This is a genomic window from Streptomyces sp. NPDC031426, assembly GCF_055581585.1.
The window spans coordinates 147,019-167,716 of the sequence record NZ_JBVIJE010000005.1 but is presented as its reverse complement, the minus strand read 5'-3'; the positions used below and the strand labels follow the sequence as shown (position 1 = coordinate 167,716).

At 71.5% G+C, this 20,698-nt stretch carries 21 protein-coding genes and 1 pseudogene; 15 read left to right on the top strand and 7 right to left on the bottom strand.

Annotation, left to right across the window (positions count from 1 at the left end; genetic code table 11):
* The first annotated feature begins 57 nt into the window (after positions 1-57).
* The 4 genes from ACZ5NH_RS11470 to ACZ5NH_RS11455 are packed head-to-tail and all read left to right on the top strand — an operon-like array spanning position 58 to position 2,217.
* A complete protein-coding gene (locus ACZ5NH_RS11470; protein WP_388626456.1) occupies positions 58-954 on the top strand; it encodes a DMT family transporter in 897 nt (298 codons plus the stop codon).
* A gap of 22 nt (positions 955-976) precedes the next feature.
* Positions 977-1,492, top strand: a complete 516-nt coding sequence (locus ACZ5NH_RS11465; RefSeq protein WP_388626458.1) for an NUDIX hydrolase — start codon at positions 977-979, stop codon at positions 1,490-1,492.
* Positions 1,493-1,513: 21 nt separating this feature from the next.
* Positions 1,514-1,906 (top strand): YidH family protein, encoded by a 393-nt coding sequence (locus ACZ5NH_RS11460; RefSeq protein ID WP_351804116.1) that lies wholly within the window; start codon positions 1,514-1,516, stop codon positions 1,904-1,906.
* Positions 1,894-2,217, top strand: a complete 324-nt coding sequence (locus ACZ5NH_RS11455) for a DUF202 domain-containing protein (RefSeq protein ID WP_468774467.1) — start codon at positions 1,894-1,896, stop codon at positions 2,215-2,217. The genes ACZ5NH_RS11460 and ACZ5NH_RS11455 overlap by 13 nt, the downstream gene beginning before the upstream one ends.
* Here ACZ5NH_RS11455 and ACZ5NH_RS11450 read toward each other — a convergent pair.
* Entirely contained in the window at positions 2,214-3,218 is a 1,005-nt protein-coding gene (locus ACZ5NH_RS11450) for an NADP-dependent oxidoreductase (protein WP_468774465.1), read from the bottom strand. The genes ACZ5NH_RS11455 and ACZ5NH_RS11450 overlap by 4 nt on opposite strands.
* Positions 3,219-3,332: 114 nt before the next feature.
* Here ACZ5NH_RS11450 and ACZ5NH_RS11445 point away from each other — a divergent pair, with 114 nt between their 5' ends.
* From ACZ5NH_RS11445 to ACZ5NH_RS11430, 4 genes and pseudogenes are all read left to right on the top strand, one after another.
* A complete protein-coding gene (locus ACZ5NH_RS11445; RefSeq protein ID WP_468774463.1) occupies positions 3,333-3,632 on the top strand; it encodes a hypothetical protein in 300 nt (99 codons plus the stop codon).
* A 169-nt stretch (positions 3,633-3,801) separates the two neighbouring features.
* Positions 3,802-4,824, top strand: a complete 1,023-nt coding sequence (locus tag ACZ5NH_RS11440) for a phosphotransferase family protein (protein WP_468774461.1) — start codon at positions 3,802-3,804, stop codon at positions 4,822-4,824.
* Between the two features lie 7 nt (positions 4,825-4,831).
* On the top strand, positions 4,832-6,046 hold the full coding sequence (locus ACZ5NH_RS11435; protein ID WP_451552505.1) for an acyl-CoA dehydrogenase: 1,215 nt from the start codon (positions 4,832-4,834) through the stop codon (positions 6,044-6,046).
* 113 nt (positions 6,047-6,159) lie between these two features.
* Positions 6,160-6,498: pseudogene (locus ACZ5NH_RS11430) on the top strand (LysR substrate-binding domain-containing protein); the annotation flags it as partial.
* Here ACZ5NH_RS11430 and ACZ5NH_RS11425 read toward each other — a convergent pair.
* The 3 genes from ACZ5NH_RS11425 to ACZ5NH_RS11415 are packed head-to-tail and all read right to left on the bottom strand — an operon-like array spanning position 6,437 to position 9,506.
* On the bottom strand, positions 6,437-7,030 hold the full coding sequence (locus tag ACZ5NH_RS11425) for a TetR/AcrR family transcriptional regulator (protein WP_450982367.1): 594 nt from the start codon (positions 7,028-7,030) through the stop codon (positions 6,437-6,439). The pseudogene ACZ5NH_RS11430 and the gene ACZ5NH_RS11425 overlap by 62 nt on opposite strands.
* A 26-nt stretch (positions 7,031-7,056) precedes the next feature.
* Positions 7,057-8,736, bottom strand: a complete 1,680-nt coding sequence (locus tag ACZ5NH_RS11420) for a class I adenylate-forming enzyme family protein (protein WP_468774458.1) — start codon at positions 8,734-8,736, stop codon at positions 7,057-7,059.
* On the bottom strand, positions 8,733-9,506 hold the full coding sequence (locus ACZ5NH_RS11415; protein WP_468774456.1) for an SDR family oxidoreductase: 774 nt from the start codon (positions 9,504-9,506) through the stop codon (positions 8,733-8,735). The genes ACZ5NH_RS11420 and ACZ5NH_RS11415 overlap by 4 nt, the downstream gene beginning before the upstream one ends.
* Positions 9,507-9,610: 104 nt before the next feature.
* Here ACZ5NH_RS11415 and ACZ5NH_RS11410 point away from each other — a divergent pair, with 104 nt between their 5' ends.
* Both ACZ5NH_RS11410 and ACZ5NH_RS11405 read left to right on the top strand, forming a co-directional pair.
* Entirely contained in the window at positions 9,611-10,843 is a 1,233-nt protein-coding gene (locus ACZ5NH_RS11410) for an exo-beta-N-acetylmuramidase NamZ family protein (RefSeq protein WP_468774454.1), read from the top strand.
* Between the two features lie 93 nt (positions 10,844-10,936).
* Complete coding sequence (locus ACZ5NH_RS11405) at positions 10,937-12,238, top strand: alpha/beta hydrolase family protein (protein ID WP_468774452.1); 1,302 nt, start codon at positions 10,937-10,939, stop codon at positions 12,236-12,238.
* 353 nt (positions 12,239-12,591) lie between these two features.
* On the opposite strand, the gene ACZ5NH_RS11400 is transcribed toward ACZ5NH_RS11405, so the two are convergent.
* The gene (locus ACZ5NH_RS11400) at positions 12,592-15,378 is read right to left on the bottom strand and encodes a penicillin acylase family protein (RefSeq protein WP_468774450.1); all 2,787 of its coding nucleotides are present in this window, start codon (positions 15,376-15,378) and stop codon (positions 12,592-12,594) included.
* Positions 15,379-15,598: 220 nt separating this feature from the next.
* Here ACZ5NH_RS11400 and ACZ5NH_RS11395 point away from each other — a divergent pair, with 220 nt between their 5' ends.
* From ACZ5NH_RS11395 to ACZ5NH_RS11380, 4 genes are all read left to right on the top strand, one after another.
* A complete protein-coding gene (locus ACZ5NH_RS11395; protein WP_388626479.1) occupies positions 15,599-16,201 on the top strand; it encodes a hypothetical protein in 603 nt (200 codons plus the stop codon).
* Positions 16,202-16,312: 111 nt separating this feature from the next.
* Positions 16,313-17,041: a 3-keto-5-aminohexanoate cleavage protein gene (locus tag ACZ5NH_RS11390; RefSeq protein WP_468774448.1), complete on the top strand. Its 729-nt coding sequence runs from the start codon at positions 16,313-16,315 to the stop codon at positions 17,039-17,041.
* A 242-nt stretch (positions 17,042-17,283) separates the two neighbouring features.
* Positions 17,284-17,628, top strand: coding sequence for a hypothetical protein (locus ACZ5NH_RS11385; RefSeq protein ID WP_468774446.1), 345 nt, complete (start codon positions 17,284-17,286; stop codon positions 17,626-17,628).
* Between the two features lie 243 nt (positions 17,629-17,871).
* On the top strand, positions 17,872-18,939 hold the full coding sequence (locus tag ACZ5NH_RS11380) for an RNA ligase (ATP) (protein ID WP_451552498.1): 1,068 nt from the start codon (positions 17,872-17,874) through the stop codon (positions 18,937-18,939).
* Positions 18,940-18,973: 34 nt separating this feature from the next.
* Here the strand turns inward: ACZ5NH_RS11380 and soxR are convergent, their stop codons facing one another.
* Positions 18,974-19,432 (bottom strand): redox-sensitive transcriptional activator SoxR, encoded by a 459-nt coding sequence (soxR, locus tag ACZ5NH_RS11375; RefSeq protein ID WP_450982359.1) that lies wholly within the window; start codon positions 19,430-19,432, stop codon positions 18,974-18,976.
* A 133-nt stretch (positions 19,433-19,565) separates the two neighbouring features.
* Between soxR and ACZ5NH_RS11370 the strand changes: the two genes are divergently transcribed.
* A complete protein-coding gene (locus ACZ5NH_RS11370) occupies positions 19,566-20,027 on the top strand; it encodes a MaoC family dehydratase (RefSeq protein ID WP_388626488.1) in 462 nt (153 codons plus the stop codon).
* 13 nt (positions 20,028-20,040) lie between these two features.
* Here the strand turns inward: ACZ5NH_RS11370 and ACZ5NH_RS11365 are convergent, their stop codons facing one another.
* Positions 20,041-20,664, bottom strand: coding sequence for a TetR/AcrR family transcriptional regulator (locus ACZ5NH_RS11365; protein WP_468774443.1), 624 nt, complete (start codon positions 20,662-20,664; stop codon positions 20,041-20,043).
* Positions 20,665-20,698 lie beyond the last annotated feature (34 nt).

The following is a 20,698-nucleotide window of genomic DNA, read 5'->3' as shown; positions in this document are numbered from 1 at the left end:
GCGCTACAGTCGGCCACTACGCACCCGTGGTCCGGCCGGATGATCGAGGTACGCAGCGTGTCCGTTCTGGTTCTCCTTCTCGCCGTGAGTGCTGCCTGCTGTCTGGGCTTCGGGTTCGTACTCCAGCAGAACGCGGCGCAGAAGGCACCACTGAGCGACTTCCTGTCCTTCCGGCTGCTGCTCGACCTGATGCGGGTGCCGCGCTGGCTGGGCGGGCTCGGCCTGATGATCGCCGGCATGGTGCTCGGCGCGATGGCCCTCGGCAGGGGCGAGATCTCCCTGGTCGAGCCGCTGCTCGCGACCAATCTGCTGTTCGCGCTCGCCCTCTCCCGGCACCAGACCAGACAGCCCCTGGGCCGCCAGGGCTGGGCGGGGCTGCTGCTGCTCGCGGGCGGGGTGAGCGCGTTCATCATGGCGGGCGAGCCCCGGGCCGGCAGCGCCATCTCGGATCCGCTGCGGCACTGGCTGATCATCGGGGCGATGGTCGGCGCCGCCCTGGTGCTCACGACGTACGGCAAGCGCTCCCGGCTGAGCTGGGGCCCGGTGCTGCTGGCCACCGCCGCCGGGCTGCTGTACGGCGTGCAGGACGCGCTGACCCGGGTGAGCGGCACCCGCTTCTCCGAGGGCGGCCTCACCGAGCTGTTCACCGGCTGGCAGCCGTACGGCGTGCTGGTGTGCGGGGTCACCGGTCTGGTCCTGGTGCAGAGCGCCTTCGAGACGGCCCCGCTGCGCATGTCGCTGCCGGCGCTCACCGCGGCCGAGCCGCTCGCCGGGATCCTGTGCGGTGTCGGCTTCCTCGGTGACCGGCTGCGCACCGACACCGGGGCGCTGGCCTGGGAGGCGGCCGGGCTCGCGGCGGTGGTCGCGGGCATCGTGCTGCTCGGGCTGCATCCGGCGATGCCGTGCGGCGCGGGGGAGACGGAACCGTCGGCCCGGGACCTCCAGCGGCGCTGAGCGGCCTGCTTGGATGTGGGGCATGAACCCTGCTGACGAGATCCTCGACATCGTCGACGAGAACGACCAGGTGCTTGGCCAGTCCCCGCGCGGCGAGGCGTACGCCCGCGGACTGCGCCACCGGTGCGTGTTCATCCAGGCCCGGGACGCGTCCGGCCGGCTCTTCGTCCACCGGCGCACCGCGACCAAGCTGGTCTTCCCGGCGCTGTACGACATGTTCGTCGGCGGCGTCGTCGGAGCGGGCGAGTCCTACGACGAGGCGGCGCTGCGGGAGGCCGAGGAGGAGCTGGGGGTGACGGGGCTCCCCCGGCCGACGTATCTCTTCAAGTTCCTGTACGACGACGGGGCCGGGAACAGCTGGTGGTCGGCGGTGTACGAGGTGCGCTGCGAGCTGCCCGTACATCCGCAGGTGGAGGAGGTCCAGTGGCACGACTTCCTGCCCGAGGAGGAGGTCGAGGGGCGGCTCGGCACGTGGGAGTGGGTGCCGGACGGGCTGGCGGCGTACGAGAGGCTGAGGGCGTTCCGGGCGGGCCGGTGACCGCCGGGTAGGGTCGACCGCGTGAGCGAATTCGTACGGAACATCCGGCTGTGGTTCGCGCCGGAGCAGGTGCGGGACGAGGGCGGCACACCCGACTACCGGTTCTCGCTGGCCAACGAGCGCACCTTTCTCGCCTGGCTGCGTACGGCGCTCGCGCTGATCGGCGGCGGATTCGCGGTGGACCAGTTCCTGCCGGACCTGCGCTGGGCGTGGCGGGTCGGACTCGCGCTCGCCCTGCTCGGCGCCGGGGTGCTGTGCTCGCTGCGCGCGGTGAACCACTGGGTGCGCTGTGAGCGGGCGATCCGGCGCGGTGAGGACCTGCCCGCATCCCGGTTCCCGGCGCTGCTGAGCCTGGTCGTCGCGGTGGTGGCGGTGGCCATGGTCGTGGTGGTGCTGGCCGGATGGGCGGGGTGAGCACGGCCGGGCGCGACCCCGGGCTGCAACCGGAGCGCACCCGGCTGGCCTGGCGTCGTACGACCCTCTCGGCCGCCGTGGCCGCCGTACTCGCCGTCAAGGCCGCCCTGCACGGTGGCGCCTCGGCCACCGAAGTGACCGTGTGCGCCCTGTGCTGCGTGCTCTTCCTGGGCTTTCTGGCGGTGGCCCACCGCCGGATCCGGGCCCTTGCGACCGGTCGCCGCCCGCGGGCGCTCGCTCCCCGGCACGCGACGGCGGCGGCGCTGTGCGCGGTGGCACTGGCGTTGTGCGCGGCGGCGCTGGTGGTCTAGAAGGTGCCCTCCTGACTCCTGCGGTAGAGGGTGCCCTCTTCTCCCCTGGTCCAGATGGCGCCCTCCTCTTCCTCCCGGCCCACTGTGACCACGATCTTGCCGCGGGTGCGGCCCGTCTGGTTCGTCCGGTGCGCGTCCGCCGCCCGCTCCAACGGGAAGGTCTCCTGGACGTGCACCGAGACGACACCCCGTTCGGCCAGCCGGGAGAGCGTGCTCAGGTCCTGGGGGTCCGGGCGGACGAAGTAGTAGCGGCCGCCGAGGCTCACCACCCCCGGGTCGGCGATCGACGCCAGCCGGCCCTCCGGGGCGAGCAGGTTGGCCGAGGCCTTCAGGGTGCCCCCGCCGACGGTGTCGAAGACCGCCTCCACGCCGTCCGGGGCCAGCGCGCGCACCCGTTCGGCCAGGCCCTCGCCGTAGGTCACCGGCGCGCCGCCGAGGCCGCGCACGAAGTCGTGGTTGTGTTCGCTCGCCGTACCGATGACCCGGGCGCCGAGGTGGGCGGCGATCTGGACGGCGAGGGAGCCGACCCCGCCGGCCGCCGCGTGCACCAGCACGGTCTCGTCGCGCGCCACCTCCAGCACCTTGACGAGAACCTGATAGGCGGTGAGCCCGGCGAGCGGCAGGCCGGCGGCCTCCTCGAAGGACAGGTTGCGCGGCTTGCGGGCCAGGGTGCGCACGGGCGCGGCGATGTACTCGGCGAAGGTGCCACGGCAGAGGAAGTCCTCGCGGCAGTAGCCGATGACCTCGTCGCCGACGCCGAACTCCGTGACGGAGGCACCGGGCTGGACGACCACCCCGCTGACGTCCCAGCCGGGGATCACCGGGAAGACGGCGTCCAGGATCGCGTCGAGATGGCCCTCGCGGCACTTCCAGTCGACCGGATTGACGGCCGCGGCACGGACCTTGACGAGCACCTGGTCGGGGCCGACCTTCGGGTCGCGCACCTCGCCGTACTCCAGCACCTCGGGTCCGCCGTAGTGGCGGTAGCTGATGGCCTTCATGTCCTCGACCCTCCGGGGTACTCGGACGCCACGCAAGCCGTATGAACCGATATGCACTGATTCACCCCATAGCCTGTGCGTCGCCGACACCCCGTCCCTCCGAAGGTGAGCACCATGACCACCCCTCACCACGAACACACCGAACACGGCGCGCACTGCCACGGCCCGGACTGCGGGCACAACGCCGTGCCGCACGGCGACCACCTGGACTACGCGCACGACGGGCATCTGCACCGCGAGCACGAGGGCCACTGGGACGAGTGCGAGCCGGCCGGACACCTGGTCCACGAGGGCCATGAGCACGTGCACTACGACGAGTGCGGGCACGCCCAGGTGCCGCACGGCGATCACATCGACTATCTGCACGGCGGCCACCGGCACGCCGAGCACGAGGGCCACTGGGACGACCACTGACGCGGGACCGCGACAGGGCCGACGGCTCCCCGGGCAGCGCACCGGGGGGCCGTCGGCCTATCGTGGCTCCGGTCACGTTTGGCCGCGTGATCGCTCCGCGCACTGGACTACATACCGACCGGTCGGCATCATGAGTCGGGTCCTGTTCACCCGTTCGTAGGAGTGATGTATGAGCGCCGACCACCCGCCCGGACTCGACCTGGACCGGCTGCGCGCCCACCTCGACCGCGAGCGCCCCGGACTGGTGACCGGCCCCCTCACCGGCCGGCTGATCGAGGGCGGACGGTCGAACCTCACCTACGCGCTCTCCGACGGCACCGCCAAGTGGGTCGTACGCCGGCCCCCGCTCGGTCATGTGCTGGCCACCGCGCACGACATGAAGCGTGAGCACCGGGTGATCAGCGCCCTGCACCCGACCCGGGTTCCGGTCCCCCGCCCGGTGCTGCTGTGCGAGGACGAGGAGGTGCTCGGGGCGCCCTTCTACGTCATGGAGTTCGTCGAGGGCACCCCGTACCGCACGGCCCAGCAGCTGGCCCCGCTGGGTCCCGGGCGCACCCGGAACGCGGTGCTGTCCCTGGTGGACACGCTGGTCGAACTGCACGCGGTCGACCCCGCCGAAGTCGGACTCGCGGACTTCGGGCGCCCCGAGGGCTTCCTGGACCGGCAACTGCGCCGCTGGGGCAAGCAGCTCGACGCCTCCCGCAACCGCGAACTGTCGGGCATCGACGAACTGCACGCCGCCCTCGGCCGCTCGCTGCCCACCTCTCCCGCCCCGGCCGTCGTCCACGGTGACTACCGGCTCGACAACGTCCTGATCGGCGACGACGACAAGATCAAGGCCATCCTCGACTGGGAGATGTCGACCCTCGGCGACCCGCTCACCGACCTGGGCCTGCTGGTGATGTACAGCCAGCCGCTGGGCATGGCCGAGTCCCCGGTCTCCACCACCGCCGAGGCCGCGGGGCACCCGTCCCCGCGAGAGCTGATCGAGCGGTACGCCGAGCGCTCGGGACGCGACGTCTCCGGCGTCTCCTGGTACACGGCGTTCGCCTGGTTCAAGCTCGCCGTGATCCTGGAGGGCATCCACTACCGGTACACGCTGGGCCAGACGGTCGGCCGCGGCTTCGACCGGATCGGCGACCTCGTGCCCGTCTTCATCGACCACGGACTGACCACTCTTCAGGAAGGCTGATCCGGACATGGACTTCGCGTTCGACGCGCGCACCGAGGAGCTGCGCGCCAAGCTGCTCGCCTTCATGGACGAGTACGTCTACCCGGCGGAGGCGGTCGCCGAGGAGCAGCGCGCCGCGCTCGCCTCCCCGTGGGACACCCCGGCCGTGGTCGAGGAGCTGAAGGCCGAGGCCCGCAGGCAGGGCCTGTGGAACCTCTTCCTGCCCGACGCCGAGTACGGCGCCGGGCTCACCAACCTCCAGTACGCGCCGCTCGCCGAGATCACCGGCCGCTCCCCGCACCTCGCGCCCACCGCGACCAACTGCGCCGCGCCCGACACCGGGAACATGGAGGTGCTGGCGCAGTTCGGCAACGAGCAGCAGAAGAAGCAGTGGCTGGAGCCGCTGCTGGCCGGTGAGATCCGCTCGGCGTTCGCGATGACCGAGCCGGAGGTGGCCTCCTCGGACGCCACCAACATCACCACGCACATCGAGCGGGACGGCGACGACTATGTGATCACCGGCCGCAAGTGGTACATCTCCGGCGCGATGAACCCGGACTGCAAGATCTTCATCGTGATGGGCAAGACGGACCCGGACGGCGCCGACATCCGCCGCCAGCAGTCGATGGTCCTGGTGCCGCGCGACACCCCCGGCGTCACCGTCAAGCGCGCCATGCAGGTCTTCGGCTACGAGGACCACTCGCACGGCGGCCACGCCGAGGTGGTCTTCGACCACGCGCGCGTGCCGGTCACCAACCTCATCGGCGAGGAGGGCGGCGGCTTCGCCATCGCCCAGGCCCGGCTCGGCCCCGGCCGGATCCACCACTGCATGCGGCTGATCGGCATGGCCGAGCGGGCCATCGAGCTGATGTGCCGGCGGGCGGTGTCCCGTACGGCGTTCGGCAAGGCACTGGCCCAGCAGGGAGTGGTCCAGAACTGGATCGCCGACGCCCGGGTCACCGTGGAGCAGTTGCGGCTGCTGGTGCTGAAGACGGCCTGGCTGATGGACACCGTCGGCAACAAGGGCGCCCACGCCGAGATCCAGGCCATCAAGATCGCCACGCCGCGTGCGGTGGTCGGCATCCTGGACCGCGCGATCCAGCTGCACGGCGCGGGCGGGGTGAGCCAGGACTTCCCGCTGGCCGAGCTGTACGCGAGCGCCCGCACCCTGATGCTGGCCGACGGCCCGGACGAGGTGCACCAGCGGTCGCTGGCGCGGCGGGAGTTGAAGCAGTACCTCTGAGGGGCGTCTAGTAGCCGCCCGAGCAGTGGTGGTCCGCGCGGGCGAGGGCCCGGAGGAAGGACAGAAACCGGTGCAGGAGAATCGGTCCGCATGTCATGCGTCCAGCGTGGCCCGACTTCCGCGCGGGCACCGGGCTGGAGACGGCCGTACGGCGCCTCGCCGCCCACTGCGGCCTGGACCGCCGTATCACCTGTGACGTCACCCAGATCGGGCTGCTGGTGGACCTCGTCCGGGCCGGTATCGGGGTGGCGTTCGTGCCCCGGGCCACCGGCGAGCGGGCCGGGCTGCCGTGCGTGCGGATACGGCAGCCGGAGCCCGGCCGTACGGTCGTTCTCGCGGGACGCGGCCCACAGCCCCGGAACCCGGCTGCCGCGGCCCTCGTCCGTCACCTCACGGACGCAGTGCCCGCAGCAGCAGGTCGGCCAGGTGGTCGGCGACCTGCTGAGGGGTGAGGGGGCCGTTCGGGCGGTACCAGGTGGACAGGTGGTGGACGGAGCCGAAGTGGTAGTCCACGACCAGGTCGGCCGGGGTCGCCGTGGAGAAGACGCCCGCCTTCTGGCCCTCCTCGATGAGCGCGCGGAACCGTTCGTGGTAGCGCCGGCGCTCGGCGCGCACCTGCTTGTTCTTCTCCGGGCTGAGGTGGTGCATGGACCGGAAGAAGATCATCGCGTCGTCGAGGTTGTCGATCGTGGTGACGACCACGTCCGCCGCGGCGGCTCTGAGCCGTTCCTCCACCGGCGCGTCCATCTCGGCGAAGTGGTCGAGCCGCTCCTGCTGGACGCGCAGCACGCGCGCGTACACCTCGTGCAGGAGGTCGTCCTTGGAGCCGAAGTAGTGGTACAACGCCCCCTTGGTGACGCCGGCCGCCTCCACGATCTCCTGCACGGAGGTGCGGTCGTAACCCCGCTCGGCGAAGAGCCGGGTGGCGGCGGCCAGCAGCCGCTGCGGAACGGGCGTCCCGTCTCCGTCCGTCGTCCTGGGCACTGCCGCCACCTGCCTTTCCGTGATGCTTACCGAATGTCCTGCGCGAGGTCCTGCGCGTGGGATCGCAGTTCCCGCCGGAGGATCTTCCCACTCGCCGTCTTGGGCAGGTCGGGCAGGATCTCCACCTGACGCGGGTATTTGTAGGCGGCCAGTCTCTCCTTGCAGTACACCGCGAGTTCATCCGGGGCCGCCTCCGCGCCCGGACGCAGGCTGATGTACGCCTTCACGGTCTCGCCACGGTAGCCGTCGGGGACGCCGACGACGGCCGCCTCGCGCACCGCCGGGTGGGTGTACAGCACGTCCTCGACCTCGCGGGGCCACACCTTGAAGCCGGACGCGTTGATCATGTCCTTCTTGCGGTCGACGACATAGAGCCAGCCCTGGGCGTCCATGAAACCGATGTCGCCGGTGCGCAGCTCGCCGTCCGGGAAGGACTCGGCGGTGGCGTCCGGGCGCCTCCAGTAGCCGGGAACGACCTGGGGCCCGCGCACGACGATCTCGCCCTGCGCCCCGAAGGGCACCTCCTCGCCCTGCTCGTCCACGATCCTGACGACCGTGTCGGCGCCGGGCAGGCCCACCGACAGCGTCCCGGAGACGGGGTCCACGGGTGCCTCCAGGCCGGGCGGGACCGAGGCGCAGGGGGCGGTGCACTCGGTGAGTCCGTAGCCGACCCGGATGTACGGCCCGAAGCGCTCGCGGAACTTCTCCACCAGGGCCGGGGGTACGGGCGCGCCGCCGGAGGAGATGTTCACGAAGGAGACGAAGTGCTCGCGGGTGGCGTCCGGGTGGGCGGCGAGCGCCATGTAGGCGGTGGAGGGGCCGACCGTGTAGTGCGGGTGGTGCTCGGCGAAGGCCTCCAGGACGAGTCCGGGCTCGAAGCGGTAGGTGAGCACGAGGGTGCCGGAGCTGTTCAGGCAGGCGCCGAACTGGCACACCATACCGGTGATGTGGAAGAGCGGCGCGAGCGCGTAGTAGACGGGCGGCTCGGGCAGCGCGAGCCCGGTCCGCTGCCGCTCGGCGTTGTGCATGATGTTGCCGTGCGTGTTGGTGGCGCCCTTGGGGGTGCCGCTGGTGCCGGAGGTGTAGCTGATCAGCGCGATGTCGTCCGGGCGCGGGTCACGGCCCTCGGGCGCCTTGCGGCCCTGGCGGGCGACGGCCACGAGGTCGTCGGCGTCCGGCGTCTGGGGCAGCCGCTCGAAGCCGAGCACGCGCGCGTCGTTGCGAGTTTGGAAGTCCAACTCGCTCGCGGTGAGCACGACCCGCACCGGCGAGTCGGCCGCGGTCTGCCTGAGGTACGACTCCCAGGCCCGCTCGGAGCAGATCAGCGCGGCGACATCTCCGTCCCGCAGGATGTGCCCCATCTCGGCCGACTTGTACATGGGATTGACCGGGACGACGGTCGCGCCGGCCTTCCAGGCGCCGAGGACGGCGAGCACGAAGTGCGGGGAGTTCTGCAGCAGCACCGCCACCCGGTCCCCGCGCTCCAGCCCCCGCGCGGCGAGGTGGGCGGCGACGGAGTCGCTCAGCTCGTCCACCTCGCGGTAGCTCAGCCGGGCGTCGAAGTAGGCGAGGAACGCGCGCTCGGGTGCCTCGGCCACGGCCGCCCGCAGGGCGTGCACCAGCGAGTCCGCGGGGTCGATCGGGGCACGCTGGGCGTCGTCGAGCAAGGCCAGCCAGGGCCGTGCGGCGTACCGGGAGGTGGTCACCGCGCCTCCTCCCACTTGCGCTGGATGTGGTTCATGCCGCTCAGCCAGCGGTCCGGATCGCCGGCCCGCGCCTGGTAGTACCCGGCCACCTCGGGGTGCGGCAGGATCAGGAAGCGGTCCTCCTCGATGCCCCGGAACAGGGCGTCGGCGACGGCCTCCGGTGCGATCGCGGTCGGCTGCAGCACCAGGTCCCCGGCACTGCCGGTGGCGGCCAGCATGTCCGTGCGCACGCCCTGCGGGCAGATCGCGTGCACCTTCAGGCCCCGGTGGCGGTACGTCAGGGACAGCCACTCGGCGAAGGCGTAGGCACCGTGCTTGGTGACGCTGTAGGAGGGCGCGCCGATCATGGTGAGCAGCCCGGCGGCGGACACGGTGGACACGAACCGCCCGGCACCCCGCTCCAGCCAGGAGGGCAGCAGCTCATGGGCGGCGCGGACGTGCGCCATCACATTGACGTCCCAGGCGACCGCCCAGGACCGTTCGTCGAGCGGCTCGCCCGCGTCGCCGTCCTCGAAGGCGACACCGGCGTTCGCGCAGTAGACGTCGATGGTGCCGCCGAGCGCGTCACGGGCGTCGCCGACGATCGCGGAGGCGTCGCCCGGCACGGCGATCCCGCCGATCTCCCCGGCCACCGCCTTGGCCTTCTCGCCGTCGAGGTCGTTCACGACGACCCGGGCCCCCTCGGCGGCGAACCGCCGGGCCAACGCGGCTCCGATCCCCCCGCCGGCCCCGGTGACGACCACTCCCGCATCCTGCACGGCTTCCACCATCGGTCTCCTTCGACACGACTCAGCGCGGCGCGCATCGGCTCTGGTCGGGTCAGACTAACCGGTCGGTATGTGTGAAGGAAGGGCCACCGCTCCAACCTCTAGCCATGCATCTGTCTCGACGGAACCTCCTCGCATCGGCCTCGTTGGCGGCCCTGCCGGCCGCGCTGCCGGCCGCCCCCGAACACCGCGAAGAACTGCGCACCGGCTTCGAGAGACTCGCCGTCGACGGTTACTCCCTGCTGAAGGGCCGGCGCGTCGGCATCGTCACCAACCCCACCGGCGCCACCCGTGACGTCCGGCACATCGTCGACGTCATGCACGCCGACCCCCGGGTGAACCTGACGGCCGTCTTCGGCCCGGAGCACGGTTTCCGGGGCACCGCACAGGCCGGCGGCTCCGAGGGCCGCTATGACGACCCGGCGACCGGACTGCCCGTGTACGACACATACCTGAAGAACGGACAGCAGCTCGCCGACATCTTCACCGCCTCCGGCGTCGACACGGTCGTCTTCGACATCCAGGACGTCGGCGCCCGCTTCTACACGTACATCTGGACGCTCTACGACTGCATGGAGGCCGCGCAGCTCGCCGGCAAGCGGTTCGTCGTCCTGGACCGGCCCAATCCGGTGACCGGCCGTGAGACCCAGGGCCCGGTCCTGCACAAGGAGTTCGCCACGTTCGTCGGCCGGCAGCCGATCGCACAGGCGCACGGGATGACCGTCGCGGAGCTGGCGCGGCTGTTCAACGGGGAGTTCCTGAGCAAGCCCGTACCGCTGGACACCGTGCTGATGACGGGCTGGAGGCGGACGCAGTTCTACGACGCCTCGGGGCTGCCCTGGGTGCCGCCGAGCCCGAACATGCCGACCCCGGACACCGCTCTCGTCTACTCCGGCACCTGTATGTTCGAGGGCACCAACGTCTCGGAGGGCCGGGGCACGACCAGGCCGTTCGAGCTGCTCGGCGCCGAGGGCGTCGATGGCCGCTGGGCCGCCGCCGTGAACGAACTGGCGCTGCCCGGCGTGCGGTTCAGGGAGGCCTACTTCGCGCCCACCTTCTCCAAGTTCCAGGGCAAGACGGTCGGCGGGGTGCAGATCCATGTGGACGACCGGGCCGCCTACGATCCGGTCCGCACCGGGATCGCGCTGCTGGTGACCGTCAGGAAGGTCTGGGACGGCTTCGCGTGGCGGCCGGACAACTGGATCGACAAGCTCACCGGCTCCGCCCGGGTGCGCACGATGATCGACGCGGGGGCGAACACCGACGAGGTGACCGGCGCCTGGCAGGAGGAGCTGGCCGCGTTCCGGCGGGTTCGAAAGGAATATCTCCTCTACAGGTGAGGCGCGGTGTATGGCCAACCTTGCCCCGGAGCAGGACGATGCGTCCGCAGCACAGCGTTACGCATCGTTTCCGGCGGGACGAGGGAGCCTGGCATGGCGGATCCCGGGATGAGCGTGAATCCCTACTGGGAGCTGACCTTCGACGCGGACGGGGACGTGGACGGTCCCGAACGCGACCGTCTGATGACCCAGGTCACGGCGCACGGCGTCCGTGACCTGCTCGTCTTCGCACACGGCTGGAACAACGACCGCTCGGGCGCGACCGCCCTGTACCGGAGCTTCTACACACCAGTCCCGGCGCTCGCGCCACAGGCCCGGCTCGGGTACGTCGGCGTGATCTGGCCGTCGATGCGGTTCAGCGACGAGCCGATCCCGGACTTCCCGAAGTCGGTGGCGGCCGTGGCGGCGGAAACGGCACCGGGTCCGGCGCTGGACAAGGACACCCGGCGCGCCCTGCTGGAGACCTTCCCGGGGCGGGCCCCGGTGATCGACCAGCTGGCCCGGATGCTGGACGAACGGCCGGACGGCGCCGGTCGTCTGGCCGAGTTCGGGCGGCTGGTGCGGCTGCTGGTGGACGACGGGCGGCAGCGGGGCGTGGCCGACACCGACGAGGAGGGCGAGCCGACGGTGTTCACCGAGGATCCGGCGACCGCCTGCGACGAGTTCGCAGAGGCGCTGGCCGCCGTCCGGTCGCCCGGCGCACCGGCCGGGTTCAGCATCCCGAACCCCTGGGAGGGCGCAAAGGAGCTGCTGCGGCAGGCGACGTACTACACGATGAAACGGCGGGCCGGGACGGTCGGCGAGCACGGGCTCGGGCCGGTGATCGGCCAGTTGGCGCAGGCGGCGGCCGGGGTGCGGGTGCATCTGATCGGGCACAGCTTCGGCGGGCGGCTGGTGTCGTTCGCGCTGCGCGGGCTGCCGGACGGGGTGGACACGGTGAAGTCCGTGACCCTCCTCCAGGGTGCCTTCTCGCACTACGCGTTCGCCGGCCGGCTGCCGCAGGACCCGGCCAAGGCGGGGGCGCTCAAGGACCGGCAGCAGCGGATCGACGGCCCGCTGGTGTGCTGCTACTCGCACTTCGACGCGGCGCTCGGCACGTTCTATCCGCTGGCCTCCCGGCTGTCCGGGGACGACCGCTCGTGTGCGGGCAGCGAGATCGCGGCCGTGCTGGGGCCGGAGTGGGGCGCCATGGGGCACGACGGGGTGCAGGCGGTGCCGGGCACCGCCCGGCTGGACCTCGCGACGGCCCTCGCCGGACCGCTGCCCGCGTCGGGGTGCGTGAACGTCGACGCCGCCGCGGTCGTCTGCCACGGCGGCCCGCCGTCCGGGGCGCACAGCGACATCGTCCACCCCGAACTGGCCCGGCTGGTGCTGACCGCGGGCCGCGTCACCTGACCCGCCGCGGGCGTCGTCGGCCCACTGATGTTTGCCAACGACCGATGGCCTACTGGTGTTGGCCAACGGCCGTGGGCTGCCGACGTCGGCCGACAAGCGTTGACCTGATGGGCGTCGGCCCAGCGGTGTTGGCAAACCGGCGTTGGCAAACCGGCGTCGGCCCAACGGCGTTGGCAGACCGGCGTTGGCAAACCGGCGTCGACCCACCGGCGTCGGCAAACCGGCAGCGGCCCACCGGCGTCGGCAAACCGGCCTCGGCAAACCGGCGTTGGCAAACCGGCATCGGCCCACCGGCGTCGGCAAACCGGCGTCGGCCAACAGCTGTTTGCCAGCGCCGGTTTGCCACCACTTGGTCACCGGTGCGACGTGTACTCCACCACCTGCTGGAACGTCGGCCGGTTCTGCCAGCTGATCTTGCCGTGCTTGATGCCGCCCAGGGTGCGCTGGACGATCGAGTCGGCGCACCACTGGTCGCCGGCCGAGCACTGGTCGTCGCCCGGGTAGACCTGGGCGGCGGTCATCTGGGCCGCCTGGTCGAGGGTGCCGATCAGGGCGTCCCGGCAGGCGCTGAGGCTGCCACCGCCGCAGTACTTCTCGGCGAGCCCGCCCTGCACGTTCTCCCCCAGCACCGCCCGGATGTCCTTGTCGACATAGCTCCACCAGCCGTACTGGAAGGAGCTTCCGGCGTGCGAACCGGTCGGGCCGTGGCCGGCGGACGGTGCCTCGTCGATCGGCAGGTCGTTGGTGAAGGCCGTGTACAGGTCACTGCCGAGGCCCGGTTCGAACTCCGCCTTGACCAGCAGCGGCCACCAGGCGTCCAGGATGCGGATCGCGTCGGCGTCGGCGTACGCCTTCGAACCGGCGGAGGTCTCCGTGCGCCTGGCGCCCTTGTCCACCCACGCCTGCAGCTTGCTCACCGCCGCGGCGGCCGTGGAGTCGGTCACCGTCGAGGAGTCGATCACCTTGAGCAGCTTCGGCAGCACGTCCTCGGCGCGCAGGTCGGCGAGGGCCGCGTCCGCCATGGCCTGCACCAGCTTGGTGCGGGTCACCCCGCCGGCCGCGACCAGCTTCTTCACCCGGTCCTGGAGCAGGTTGCCGCGGTGCACGGAGCCGTCGCCCCAGGACGCGGTCGTGTAGTCCTTGGCCTGCTTGTTGTTCCAGGAGACGTAGTAGTCCTGGTCGACGGAGTTGGGGTGGGCCGAGGCCGGGGCGTAGTCGGCGGTGTTGGTGGCCGGGTCCCAGTTCTGCCACTCGTACGCCGGCTGCGCCCAGACCGGGAACTCGGCGTCGACGCCGGCCGCCCGGACCGGGTTGTCGCCGCTGTTGTAGTACGCGGTGTGCTGGGAGTCGGCGTAGAACCAGTTGAAGGTGTAGTTGATGTGCTGCGCCGCGCTCTGGAAGTCCTTCGGGCCCTTGACGTAGTCGGGGTCGTTCAGCATCTGGAAGCCGATGATCGAGTCGGCCTCGTGCAGATACGAGGAGCGCAGCGTGGTGTAGGCGACCTTCTTGCCGCCGACCGTCGCGCGGTACTCCACCGGGCCGTACTTCGTCCGCCACACCCGCATGGTGTACGACCCCGCCGGTGTGCTGTCGGCCGTGGTCGGCGACCAGGAGTTCTTCTGCTCGACCTCGTCCATGGCCGTACAGGTGCCGTGGTACAGGTAGTGGTGGTCGTCCTGGCACAGCTCGACGGCGTAGGTGTCGATGATGTCCTGGCCGGAGGTGGTGGCGCTCCAGGAGTAGTCCTGCCCGCGGCCGAGTTCGACGTACATGCTCAGACCCGCGAAGGAGGCCCCGCGGGCACTGATGCCCGGGCCCTGGATCTCCTGGAGCATGAGCAGCTGCGGGGCGAAGTAGCCGGTCTGCGGTCCGAAGACGGCGATCGGATGGCCGCTGGCGGTGTACTTGCCGCTGACCACGAGCGCGTTGGACATCCCGCGCCTGGCGGAACCGAGCGTGGTCCTGGCGGCCGTGGCCGAGGTGCTCTTGGCCGCCGCGGTGGCCGCGCTGCCCGTACGGTCGTAGACCAGCGGCTCCTGGGTGACCGAGCCGGCGTCCGGGAGGGCCTGGCCCTTGGCGTCGGCGGGCTTGCCGCCGTACGGGAAGCTCGTGCCGTCATGGACGGTCAGGGCGGCCTCGGGGTCGTTGCGCTCGCGGAAGGACTCCCAGACCTTGGTGCCCTCCTCGACACCGTACTTCTGCTGGGCGGCGAGCAGCGAGAGTGCGTTGGTGACCTCGCCGCCGCCGCCGGAGCCGAACAGCGAGCCGATCACGGAGGCCAGTGCCACGAGGTCGGTGACCTTGAAGTGATCGATGGTGCCGGCGTTGGTGATCGGGTCCTTGTGGCCGGTCAGGTCGTACTCGCCGGGGAAGTAACGGCCGCTGTCGGAGGCGTCGATGTAGGCGTTGACGCCGTCGAGATAGGCGTTGACGTCGGCGAGGGCCTGCCGGCCGCGGGCGCCGTTCTTCGCGACGGCGTTGTCGATCTGCGCCTGGAGGTCGGCCTCGGTGTAGGGCGCGCTGCGGTAGAACTGCTGTTCCAGGCCCTGGTTGGCGGCCGCGCCGCCGGCGAAGGAGGTCAGCCGGCCGCGGCCGACGTGCCGGAAGACGTCCATCAGCCACAGCCGGTCCTCGGCCGCCGCGTAGCCGGCGCCGTACTCGGTGCCGTAGCGGGTCACGCCTGTGATGTGCGGCACACCGGTCTTCTTGTCCCGGACGATCGTCACGTCGCCGCGTCCGCCCGGCTTCTCGGTGGAGGCGACCTGGTCGGAAGGTACGCCGAAGGAGGCGTCGTTGAAGAAGTTGTCGATCGTGGAGTCGGTCAGGCCCGAGTAGCCGGTCGCCAGGTTCGCGTACGGGCCGAGCTGGTCCTCGGCGTGCGAGGGCTGGGTACCGAAGGCCTGGTTGAGCAGGATCTGGGCGAGCGTGGCGTTGCCGTTCTCGCCGGGCGGCAGGATGTCCGAGCACTGGCCGCCGCAGTAGTCGTTCGAGGCGGTGGCGGTCGCGGCGGTCGCCGTCTGGGTGAGGGGCGAGAGAAGTCCGGCGACGAGAACGCATATCGACGCCGTCTTCAGGAACCCGGAGAAGCGGCGGGACGTTCTCAGTCTGTCAAGGGGGATACGTGGGGTTCGCCGTGGCATGGCAGCTCCTAGCGACAGGGGTGGCCGAAGGTTACCGCCGGTATCCCCAGCTTTAAAGATGAACATGCGTCAGTTTCCGGAGTTCGCAAGGAGCACGCATGAGGAGACCACGAGAAGAGACGGAGCCGAATCGCCTGTCGATACGTCTATTCGGCGACGTCCGTGCGACGACGCCGAAGTGACCGAAGTACAGGTGCAGGTGTGACGGAGGTGCAGGGCGATGGCCGGTTTCCGGAGTCTGGCGAGACAGGTACGCGATCCGGACTGCGATCTGGCACTGCGGCGCTACTCACTGCGCAAGTGCCTTGAGAAGTTCGCCCCTTACGGGCATCGGGCGACCTGGGACCATCTGTGCTCCCGGGCGGGCTTCGGCCCCGAGGACCGCTCCCCCGATCCGGCGCGGCTCGTGGCCGCACTGGAGGAGCTGGAGGAGGCGCGGTCCGTCTGGCTCGCCTATGAGACCGACTTCACCGAGCGGCGCAGGAAGGAGAAGCACGACGGGCTGCGCCGGCCGGGCAGCGTGGACGACTGGCACCGGCTGACCTGGGGAGGGTTCGGGGTCGCCTGGTGCGACGACCCGCGGATCCACCCCGCCGAGCCGCTGGCCGAGGTGCTGCGCCGGCTGATCGCCGCCCTGGAGCGGGAACCGGGCTCGGGCTGCCCGGTGTGCGGCGGGCATCGCCTGGTCTGGCGCTACGGCCTGGACCACGAGCCGTCGTCCGGCCCGGTCTGCACGGACTGCGGCATCCTGGTGCCGCGTCCGGTACTGACGCCGCAGGCGCTGGAGTTCGCGAGGCGGGGGCGGCTGCTGATGTCGGCCTGAGCAGCGAGGTACCAACGGGGGGCATGTCCGGGGGGTGCGTTGGGGGATGCCGCGCCCCCTGCTGTGCGGTGACCGGAGCCGTTGTCGGTGCCGGCCGGCACCATCGACGGCATGGTGCAGGTGTGTCTCAATGGAAGCCGTTCGGCCGCCGACGGCACGGGGCTGCCGATGTCGCCCGAGGAGATGGCCCGTTCCGCGGCGCAGGCCGTGGCGATCGGGGCCACCTCGGTCCACGTTCACCCGAAGACGCCGTGCGGACACGACAGCCTCTCGCCGCGCGTCCTCGCCCCCACCCTGGAGGCGATACGGGCGCGGGTGCCGGTGCCGGTCGGGGTGACCACCGGTGCCTGGGCGGAGCCCGATCCGGCAGAAAGGCTCGCACGGGTGCGCAGCTGGTCCGTGCTGCCCGACTTCGCCTCGGTCAACTGGCATGAGCCGGGCGCCGAAGCGGTCGCCGAACAGCTCATCGCCATGGGCGTGGGCGTAGAGGCCGGCATCTGGTCCGGCACCGACGGCGCGACCCGGTTCGCGGCCTCACCCCTCGGCCCGCGCGTGCTGCGCGTGCTCGCGGAGGTGACCGACCAGGACCCGGCGACCGCGGAGGCCTCGGCGCGGGCCCTGCTGGCCGAGTTGGACTCCGCCCACGGCCGCCCGGTGCTGCTGCACGGCGAGGAGGGCGGCACCTGGCCGGTGCTGCGGCTGGCCGGACGCCTGGGCCTGGCCACCCGCATCGGGCTGGAGGACACGCTGTTCCTGCCGGACGGCACACCGGCGACAGGGAATGCTCAGCTGGTCGCGGAGGGTCTGGTCCAGTACGGGTCGTTCCAGCGCTCGTCGTAGGGCAGGCCGACGAACCGGGCCGGGTCGCCAGATCCGGCTCCCCCGGGGCCCGCAACCGCTCGGGTGCGTGCCGGGCGAGCCAGGACCGCAGTTCGGCGACAGCGGCGGCCTCGTCCTCCGGCTCCCACCGGGTGAACGGCCAGTCGTCGCTGACCAGGTCGTACAGCCAGGAGCGGGCGCAACCGACGAGGTGGGCGTCGGCGACGGGACCGGCCGGCCACCGGTCGAGCAGCGGGGTGATCGTGCGCAGGATCGAGGCGCAGGTCTCGAAGACGTGCTCGGGGCTGTACGGCGGCTCGGACGCCGCGAGCACGTCCTCCCACCAGGCGAGCACGAACGCCTCGACGGCCGAGGCCTGCTCGGCCGGCCAGGATCGCCAGTCCACCCGGCTGAGCCCGTGCGGAGCCCAGCCGACGTCGTCCAAAGTGCCGTCCGCCATCGCGTGCGCGCACTGGGGCAGCAGGCGCCGCATGACGGCGGTGTGGTCCTCGAAGTGGCCGGGCACCTCGTGGACGAAGCGGCTCAGCAGCTCCGACGGGAGCCCGGTGCAGGGCGTGCGCAGATACGCCGTCTCCTCCGGTGCGTAACAGCGCTCGCAGCCGGTCTCCGTGGGGCTGGAGAAGCCGTTGAAGACGGTGTCGATGTCCGCGAGCGCGGCGGCGAGGGCGGGCGTGGGCAAGGGAGTCGGGCCCCGTCCGGTACTCCGTGCGCGGCACCGGGGCCGGCCGAAGGGGCCGACGCTATCAGCCGTAAATCGGCTCGCTCCACCCGATTCCCGTCCGGACAGTGGAGCCGATGAAGCCGAACCCATGAACAACACGGGGAGTCCCATGTCCACGCTGCGGGTCACCGCCGAAGTGCTGACCGTCCACGAGCATCCGAACGCCGACGCGCTGGAGTTGGCCCAGGTGGGTCTGTACCGGGCCGTCGTCGCCAAGGGCGCGTACCGCACCGGTGAGGCCGCCGTCTACATCCCCGAGCAGTCCGTGCTCCCGGCCGAGCTGATCGAGGAGCTGGGGCTGACCGGACGGCTCGCGGGCGGCGAGGCGAACAGGGTCAAGGCGGTGCGGCTGCGCGGCGAGCTGTCGCAGGGCATCGTGTGCCGGCCGAAGGCGCTGGCGGACGTGGACCTGGCGCGGGCGGCGGCCGAGGGGACGGACTTCGCCGAGCGGCTGGGCATCGCCAAGTGGGTGCCACCGATCCCGCCGACCATGAGCGGCGAGGTGGAGTCCGCTCCCGGCCTGCTGCCGTGGGTCGACATCGAGAACATCCAGCGTTACCCGGGCATCTTCACCCCGGGCGAGCCCGTCGTCCTGACGGAGAAGCTCCACGGCTCGGCCTGCCTGCTGACGTACGTCGCCGGCGAGGATCGGGTGTACGTCTCCTCCAAGGGCTTCGGCGCCAGGTCGCTGGCCCTGAAGGAGGATCCGCGGAACCTGTACTGGCGGGCGGTCCGGGGTCACGGGGTCGCCGAGGCGGCGGCCCGGCTGGCCGAGCGGCTCGGGGCGCGCCGGGTCGGCATCTTCGGGGAGGTGTACGGCGCGGGGGTGCAGGATCTGTCGTACGGCGCGGACGGACGCCGGGACACGCTGGGGTACGCGGCGTTCGACGTCTCGGCGGACGTGGACGGCACCGTGCGCTGGCTGGACGCGGCGGAGGTGCTGGAGGGGGAACTGCCGGTGGTGCCCCGGCTGTACGCGGGGCCGTACGACATCGAGCGGGTGCTGGAGTTCGCGAGCGGACGGGAGACGGTGTCCGGGCGGGGGCTGCATCTGCGGGAGGGCGTGGTGATACGGCCGGCCGTGGAGCGGTACAGCACGGTGACCGGGGGGCGGGCGATCGCCAAGGCGGTGAGCCCGGCGTACCTGACGCGCAAGGGCGGCACCGAGTACGAGTGACCGGTCGCCCGGCGCGGTGGCCGGGCGCCGGATCTCACCGCCCCTCCGCGAACAGCCGCGACCCCGTGAGCCGGTCGCCGAACACGTCGTCCGGGTTGGACAGGACACAGTTCTCCAGGGAAAGACACCCGCACCCGATGCAGTCGGTCAGGTGGTCGCGCAGACGGTTGAGCTGCCTGATGCGTTCTTCGAGCTCCGACCGCCACTTCTCCGACAGCCGCGCCCAGTCCTCCCGGGTCGGTGTCCGTTCCTCGGGAAGCTCGGCCAGGGCGTCCCGGATCGTGGACAGCGGGATGCCGACCCGCTGCGCCGCCCGTACGAAGGCGACCCGGCGCAGGGTGTCGCGGCTGTACCGGCGCTGGTTGCCGGGCGTGCGGCGGCTGCTGATCAGGCCCTTGGACTCGTAGAAGTGCAGCGCGGAGACGGCGGCGCCGCTGCGCGCGGACAACTGGCCGACGGTCAGCTCGTGGATCTTCTCGGGGATCTGGGGCACCCCTCAGAGCCTAGGCCCTGTCACCCGGCGCCGGTCGCGATCCGTTGACAGGCGCCTCCCACCCGACCATGCTAAGCAGTTGCTTAGAGGCGCGAGAGAGACGCGACCGAGACGCGAGCGAGAGGCCGGGAACATGGCAGAACCGAGGACCTTCACCTCCCCCGACGAGCTGAAGGCGGCCGTGGGCGAGCAGCTGGGGTACACCGACTGGCTGGAGGTCGACCAGAAGCGCATCGACCTGTTCGCCGAGGCCACCGGCGACCACCAGTGGATCCACGTGGACCCGGAGAAGGCCGCCGCGGGCCCCTTCGGGACGACCATCGCGCACGGCTATCTCACCCTCTCGCTGCTCCCGCTCTTCGGCCCGCAGCTGATCCGGGTCGAGGGCGTGAGGATGGGCGTGAACTACGGCACCAACAAGGTCCGCTTCCCCTCCCCCGTCCCCGTCGGCTCCCGGCTGCGCGCCACCGCGACGATCAGCGGCGTCGAGGACGTCGCCGGCGGCGTCCAGGTGACGGTCGCCTTCACCGTGGAGCGCGAGGGCGGCGACAAGCCGGTGTGCGTCGCGGAGTCGGTGGCCCGGTACTACCTGTGACCCGGCGGGCGCCCTACTTGGCGCCCACCATCCGGAGCACGAGGTCGGCGTAGAGCGCGCCGACCTCGTCGGGGGTGAACGGGCCGTCCACGTTGAACCAGCGGGCCACGTCGATGCACAGCGACAGCACGGCGAGCGTGGTCCCCTTGACGTCGAGCACGTCGAACTCGCCCGAGGTCACGCCGTCCTCGATGATCCCGCGCACCGCGGCGTCGACCTGGTGGCGCAGCGCGACGATCTCGGCGCGGGCCTCGGGGCCGAGGGCGTCGAGTTCGTACTGCACGACCCGGGCGGTGGTGCGCCGCCCCGCGTGCCAGCGGACGAAGGAGCCGACCGCGTCGGCCAGCCGCTCGGTCGCGGTGCCCTCCCGCCGCGCGGCCGTGCGCAGGATGTCGAGGGCCTTGTCGTGACCGATGCGGCTGATCCGGTGGAGCAGCTCTTCCTTGGTCTTGTAGTGGATGTAGAGCGCGGCCGGGCTCATGCCGGCCCGGCCCGCGATGTCCCGGGTGGTCGTCGCGTGGTACCCGCGCTCGGCGAAGGCCTCCACGGCGGCGACGAGCAGCCGCCGGGCCGCGTCCGGGGTGACCTCTTCCCACGGCTCCACTTCGCCGCCGGTCGTCTCCTCCGCCGTACTCATCGCTCGCTCGCCCCTCTCGGTGACAGGAACACCA